The sequence below is a fragment of the Gillisia marina genome (genome assembly GCF_000258765.1).
Classification (GTDB): domain Bacteria; phylum Bacteroidota; class Bacteroidia; order Flavobacteriales; family Flavobacteriaceae; genus Gillisia; species Gillisia marina.
This window is the reverse complement of record NZ_AJLT01000057.1, coordinates 1-5,867: the sequence shown is the minus strand read 5'-3', so window position 1 is coordinate 5,867 and position 5,867 is coordinate 1. Positions and strand designations below refer to the sequence as shown.

Sequence of the window (5,867 nt, the reverse complement as noted above, 5' to 3'; positions counted from 1 at the left end):
AAAAAAAATAGGAGTTTCAGGTTTTGAGAAACGGCAGCAGCAAGAAAAATTCATTACAAATATTAAATTTCAGCATCCAATTTATAAAGGTGTATTCGATACGCAGGTTAAAAATTTTGAGTACCCTAAAGTACAAATGAATTATAATTTAAATGCTGGCTCTAATACCATTTTATCTTTACAGGATAATCAGGCATTTTTATTTCAAAACGGGAATTCTTTTATCTTTTCGGCGCCCTTAAATTCTAAAAATTCGAATTTCTTTCAGTCCCCCTTGGTGGTTCCTACTTTTTATAAAATGGCAGTTTCTAATACTAACTCGCCTTCATTATATAGTTATTTGGGAATGGAAAATAAGATCACGGTACCAATACAGGTTAATAATGACGAGATCGTAAAACTGAGTTCAAAAAAAGACATCATTTATTCCTCAGCAAAAAAGTTTAGATGGCGAAATAGAGATTACAACCAACGAGTTACCGCAGTTTCCCGATAATTATTCCGTAGAACTAAAAAATACACCACAAATGGCAATTAGTTATAACGTTCCCAGAGAGGAAAGTAAGCTGATTTATACTAACCTTGGCGACAATAAAAAAAATACAGCAAATCCAAGAGTTGAACGATTTTTTTTATTTCTGAAGGCTATGTAACTGAAAAGAATACTTTTTGGAAATGGTTTGTTACTTTTGCATTATTACTTTTAATTATTGAAACATTACTACTAAAATATTTTAAATGAAGCTACTCCTTAAAGCTGCCAAAATAATAGATCCTGGCTCTAAATACCATCAAAAAAAGGTAGATATTTTAGTTGAAGGAGGAATAATAAAAAAGATTGCTGCTTCCCTAAAAATTAAGGATGTAGATGAAATTATTGACCTCAAAAACCTTCATATTTCAAATGGATGGTTCGATAGCAGTGTAAGCTTTGGTGAACCTGGATATGAAGAGCGTGAAACTATTAAAAATGGACTAAAAGCAGCTGGGCTAAGCGGCTTTACTCAAATTGCGTTAAATCCGGGAACGAATCCTGTATTAGACAATAATGGAAGTATCACTTCGGTAAAATCTAAAGCAGAAAACAGTGCAGTACAGTTATTCACTATTGGGGCTTTAACAAATAAATCTGAAGGAAAAGATCTTGCAGAATTATATGATATGCATCAGGCAGGAGCGGTTGCTTTCGGGGATTATAAGAAGGCCGTTTCCCATCCAAACCTTTTAAAGCTCTCTTTGCTTTATGCGCAGAATTTTGGTGGACTTGTACAATCATTTCCACAGGATAATCAAATCGCTGGAGATGGATTAGTGAATGAACATATAAATAGTACTTCTCTCGGACTTAATGGAATCCCAGCCTTAGCAGAAGAGTTACAAATAATTCGGGATCTTTATATTCTGGAATACACGGGCGGTAAGTTACATATTCCAACCATTTCTACTGAAAAATCGATAAAACTGATTAAGGATGCGAAGAAAAAGGGCTTGGATGTAAGTTGTAGTGTTGCAATTCATAATTTGGTTTATACCGATGATGAATTAGCAGAATTTGATACTCGTTACAAAGTGTTACCTCCTTTACGAACTAAGGTAGATGTAAAAGCTTTACGCAAAGCTGTTTTAGATGGCACTATAGACATGGTTACCTCCGATCATACTCCTATAGATTTAGAGCACAAAAAAGTAGAATTTGAGCACGCTCTTAATGGCACCATTGGTTTAGAGTCAGCATTTGGAACGCTTTCAACGATTTTTAGCTTAGATGAAACTATAAACCTTTTAACAAAAGGAAGAACACGTTTTAATATTCCTGAAGTAGAAATCAAAGAAGGGAATGCGGCTAATTTTAGTCTTTTTAATCCTGATGTAACAAGTGTTTTCGACAAAGAAAAAAATTCATTCAAGTTCCAAAAATAGCATGTTTCTCGATTTTAAAATGAAAGGTGAAGTCTATGGAATTATAAATGGAACCATATCTAGCCTGCTTACTAAAGCTTAATTGTATAATTTTGTAGTTCATCAATCAACTAAATTAAAAATATTATGGATTCTACTATCGAAAATGGAAAAACAGCCGCAATTATAGCTTATCTAACAATTGTTGGAACCATCATTGCCTATTTTATGAATAACGATACAAAGAACACCTTTGCTAGTTTTCATATTAGACAGGCATTAGGAGTCCACATCACTTATTTTCTATTAGGAGCATTTGTAAGTATTTTTGATAATTGGATGGTGTCCTATTCTTTTTGGATTTTTATTATTATACTTTGGGGATATGGCTTATTTACTGCTATTAGAGGAGAACAAAAAGAAGTTCCTTTATTGGGAGAACAATTTCAAAAATGGTTTAGCACCGTAAATTAAAAAAAATGACAACAATACCCCTGTCTCTTACACATCTTGTAAGACCCTCTACAATAACATCCGGCAAAGCACCTACATTAATCATGCTACATGGTTATGGAAGTGATGAATATGATCTGTTTTCTTTTGCCAGCGAATTACCTGGTGAATTATTGATAATCTCAGCAAGGGCGCCTTATCAGCTTCAACCCTATGGAAATGCATGGTATGCAATTAATTTTGATTCAGTTCAAGGAAAATTTAGCGATAACGAACAAGCAAAGGAATCTCGAATTGCGATCTCTAATTTTTTAGATGAAGTAATTGCGAATTATCCTGTAGATAAAGATAATATTACACTTCTTGGTTTTAGCCAAGGAACTATATTGAGTTATGCGGTAGCGCTGAGTGAGCCTTCTAAAATTAAAAACGTTATCGCACTAAGCGGTTACATAAATACTGAAATTATAACTCCTGAATTTGAGAAAAATGATTTTTCCGGACTTTCAATCTATGCATCTCATGGAAGTCAAGATCAAGTAATTCCAGTATCTTGGGCAAGAAAAGCCCCAGAATTACTGAAAGAATTAGGAATTGAACATACTTATTCTGAATTCCCTGTTGGGCACGGAGTACATCCTCAAAACTTTACAGAGCTTAAAAAGTGGTTGGAGGAACGTCTTTAATCCTGAGGATAGAGAAATGATTTTTCTGTAGTAAGGCTCAGATTTTTATTTTCATCCAATTCATAAGAAATTAAAATTTCACCCCAATAAGTACCGTCGGTAAAATCGGCGATAATCCATTTATGGTTTAAGATCTTTACTTTATTAATACGCATAGTTCCTTCCATTCCGGCAAAAGGCACAAGATCGTTATCTTCAGCTGCCCTATTTTTTCCTATAATTTCATCTTCGATAGCTTGAGCTAATTCTTTGGAATCAATCCCTGAGCGTTCAAAGTAAGAAATGGCTTCTTCATTTTTAGCTAGAGAGAAGTAATTTAAATTAAGGTTTTCACTTTCTAACTGCTCTTTCTCCTTCTCTAACTCGGCAACTCTATCTTGGAACTTTTCTATCTTTTGCTCCTTTGAATCAAGAATTTTTTTTATCGTTCACATAAATGAAGATCGTGAACAAGAACATAAATATTAATAGATAAGAAATTATTTTATTTCGCATTAAATCGTGATTTTTAAATTATCGTAGGCCAAAAATACATTTTTTGGTAAAGTTGCTTGGATCTCGACATGAAATCCTAATAAATGGCTAATATGAGTAATATAGCCTTGCTCTGGATTTACTTCAGCAATAAATGCCAAAGCATCCTCCAAATTAAAATGAGAATGATGCGGTTCCAGTCTAAGTGCATTTATCACCAACACCTTTACTCCTTTCAATTTATTAATTTCCTCAGGCTCGATGGTTTTAACATCGGTTAAATAAGCAAAATCCTTCAATCTAAATCCAAACACCTGCAACCTGTTATGCATTGCATTAATAGGAATAATTGGAAGTTTTTTGAAAAGAAAAGGTTTGTTTTCAATTTCGTTTATCTGCACACTAGGTGCTCCAGGGTATTTATCGTCATTGTTTAAAATATATTCGAAACGCTTACGCAAGTTTTTCAATACCCTTGGATGCGCAAAAATTGGTATATCTCCTTGTCTGAAAAAAAATGGTCTAATGTCGTCTAATCCTGCAGTATGATCGTTGTGTTCGTGGGTAAAAAGAATGGCATCTAATTTCTCTACGTTATTACTCAACATCTGAGTTCTAAAATCTGGGCCGCAATCTATTAAAATAGTATATCCCTCCCATTCTACAAGAACAGAAACTCTTAAACGTGTATCTTTTGGGTTTTTACTTAGACAAACCGGATGTTTACTACCAATAACTGGAATTCCTTGTGAAGTACCTGTTCCTAAAAATGTTATTTGCAAGCCTGTTATTTTAAGACAAAAGTAAGTATAATATTTTTTCTACAGACTTCTGTTTTACTACCTTTGCTCACAGCAACCCTTTTCTTAAAAAGATAAAATTATGCCCATTACCATTATGGGGGATCGAGAGTTTGAAAACGTTCCTTCAATTAAAAGTAAAGCTTTACGAATTAATCTAAATGAAAATATTTACGGCACATTTGCCGAAATAGGTGCGGGACAGGAAACTGTGAGGAACTTCTTTAGAGCTGGTGGAGCATCTGGTACTATTGCCAAGGCGATGAGTGCATATGATAAAGATTTTAGTGATGCTATTTATGGTGTAGAAGATGATAAAAGGTATGTTACCGAAGCAAGGTTAAAAAAAAATGCTTTCTTACGAGATCAATTTAATTGAAGATAGGATCTCAAGAAAAAAACATCCGAACAAATTATTCTTTAGTTACGCAAACACCGTTGCTACGATAGATTTTGCTAAGAAATATAAAGGACATGGATGGATAGGAATTCGGTATCAAGTAGACCCGAATGAAGATTATAACGAAATTAGTTTACATATACGTTTTCATGAGAACGACGCAAGGCTTCAGCAAAATACATTAGGAATCCTTGGTGTAAACCTTATTTATGGAGCTTATTATAAGTATGATAATCCAAAGAAATTACTGAGATATCTTTACGATCACATAGATAAAGATCAGATAGAGATTGATACGATCAACTTTTCTGGACCACGGTTTGAGAAAGTGGATAATAGATTAATGAGTTTACAACTCGTTAAAAACAATATGACCGATGCGGTAATGTTTGCTCCAGATGGAAACAACATATTGCCGGCTAGAATACTTTATAAAAAGAATATCCTTGCCTTAAGAGGGAGTTTTAGACCTGTTACCAATGTGAATATGGATATGTATAAAAGGTCTTTAGAGCTTTTTATACAAGAAAATAAAGTGGAAGAAGAAAATACAGAGGTTATTTTTGAAATTACACTCTCTAATTTAAGAGCTGAAGGAGAAATAGATGAGCGAGACTTTATGGATCGTGCAGAATTACTTTGTTCTTTAGGGCAAACCGTAATGATCTCTAACTTCCAAGAATATTATAAGGTAGTAGAATATTTCTCCCGATATACTAAAGAGCGCATGGGACTTGCCATGGGTGTTAATAATCTTATAGATATTTTCGACGAAAAATATTACCGTCACTTAAGCGGAGGAATTTTGGAAGCATTTGGAAAATTATTCTTTAAAGATCTAAAAGTTTACCTATATCCTCTTAAAGATCAGGAAACAGGGGCAATAATTAATAGTGAGAATCTAAAAGTTCACCCTAGAATGAAAGAATTGTATAAATTCTTTAAATACAACGGAAAAGTGGTAGATATTGAGGGGTATAATCCAGATGTGCTGGATGTATTCTCCAGAGAGATTTTACAAATGATTAGTGAAGGTAAAACCGGATGGGAAAACATGTTACCGGAACGTACTGCCAGTATGATAAAAGATCAAAAACTGTTTGGATATAAAGAGCATTCGCTTCAGAATAAATCTTAACATAAAAACTCTTAAAA

5 protein-coding genes and 2 pseudogenes are annotated in these 5,867 nt (G+C 33.7%); 5 read left to right on the top strand and 2 right to left on the bottom strand.

All coding sequences use genetic code 11. The annotated features are described in order from the left end of the window. The 4 genes and pseudogenes from ON07_RS16580 to ON07_RS12485 form a co-directional block, all read left to right on the top strand. Positions 1-496, top strand: a pseudogene (locus ON07_RS16580) (hypothetical protein); the annotation flags it as partial. Positions 497-738: 242 nt separating this feature from the next. Beyond that, positions 739-1,920, top strand: coding sequence for a dihydroorotase (locus ON07_RS15525; RefSeq protein ID WP_010232033.1), 1,182 nt, complete (start codon positions 739-741; stop codon positions 1,918-1,920). Positions 1,921-2,046: 126 nt separating this feature from the next. Further along, on the top strand, positions 2,047-2,373 hold the full coding sequence (locus ON07_RS12490) for a DUF4870 domain-containing protein (protein ID WP_010232031.1): 327 nt from the start codon (positions 2,047-2,049) through the stop codon (positions 2,371-2,373). Positions 2,374-2,378: 5 nt separating this feature from the next. Then, positions 2,379-3,038, top strand: coding sequence for an alpha/beta hydrolase (locus ON07_RS12485; protein WP_029331938.1), 660 nt, complete (start codon positions 2,379-2,381; stop codon positions 3,036-3,038). On the opposite strand, the gene ON07_RS17275 is transcribed toward ON07_RS12485, so the two are convergent. Beyond that, on the bottom strand, positions 3,035-3,220 hold the full coding sequence (locus ON07_RS17275; protein ID WP_010232027.1) for a hypothetical protein: 186 nt from the start codon (positions 3,218-3,220) through the stop codon (positions 3,035-3,037). The genes ON07_RS12485 and ON07_RS17275 overlap by 4 nt on opposite strands. A 312-nt stretch (positions 3,221-3,532) precedes the next feature. Further along, positions 3,533-4,294 (bottom strand): MBL fold metallo-hydrolase, encoded by a 762-nt coding sequence (locus ON07_RS12475; RefSeq protein ID WP_010232026.1) that lies wholly within the window; start codon positions 4,292-4,294, stop codon positions 3,533-3,535. A gap of 100 nt (positions 4,295-4,394) precedes the next feature. Between ON07_RS12475 and ON07_RS15515 the strand changes: the two are divergent. Next, a pseudogene (locus tag ON07_RS15515) lies at positions 4,395-5,850 on the top strand (TonB-dependent receptor). Positions 5,851-5,867 lie beyond the last annotated feature (17 nt).